Source organism: Lactobacillus helveticus DSM 20075 = CGMCC 1.1877 (assembly GCF_000160855.1).
Lineage (GTDB): Bacteria > Bacillota > Bacilli > Lactobacillales > Lactobacillaceae > Lactobacillus > Lactobacillus helveticus.
The window spans coordinates 1-695 of sequence record NZ_GG700783.1 but is presented as its reverse complement, the minus strand read 5'-3'; the positions used below and the strand labels follow the sequence as shown (position 1 = coordinate 695).

Here is a 695-nt window from a genome sequence, read left to right as displayed (position 1 = left end):
TATTAATTTTTAATTTGTACTATATATGCTTTTCTATTCAAGGCTAGTATTACCAACTTTTAGTTGCAAGATTAAAAAATAATGCTAAAATTCAAATTAATTTAGTTTGAATCCATTTTTTAATTAATGAATTATGAAATTTCACTTTAAGGGGATTGTGTTATGAAAGTAGTTAAGTTTGGTGGCAGCTCTTTAACTGATGGACAAAATGTTGAACAAGCATTAAATATAGTTTTGAGCGATCCTGAAAGACGCGCAATCGTAGTTTCCGCACCAGGAAAAAGAAGCGATGACGATATCAAAATCACGGATCTTTTAATCAAATATGCGGGTATGACGTTTAAGAGCGAAGATACGAATGAGATCGTTCAAAATATTTTTATGCGTTATCAAGAAATTGGTCATTATTTCGGCTTATCAGATCAAGAACTCAAGGTTATCAAGGATATTCTGTTAGCTTTGCCTAATCAGACCTACCCTAACTCCAGCTATTTAATGGCTGCTTTTAAGGCTCATGGTGAGCGCCTTAACGCACGTTTAATTGCTATGATATTACAACACCAAGGCGTTAAAAGTCGCTTTCTTGATCCAACAGAAGCTGGTTTAATCGTTACTGGTCAACCTAATGATGCGCTCGTTAATCCAGAAAGCTATTTAAATCTTGATCAAATAAAAATCGCCGATTGTAAAATTAA

Annotated in this window: 1 protein-coding gene; it reads left to right on the top strand. The window is 33.5% G+C overall.

Going from position 1 to position 695, the window contains the following annotated elements:
• Window positions 1–162: 162 nt before the first annotated feature.
• A partial coding sequence (locus HMPREF0518_RS09315) for an amino acid kinase family protein (protein WP_003627984.1) occupies window positions 163–695 on the top strand: 533 nt, incomplete at its 3' end.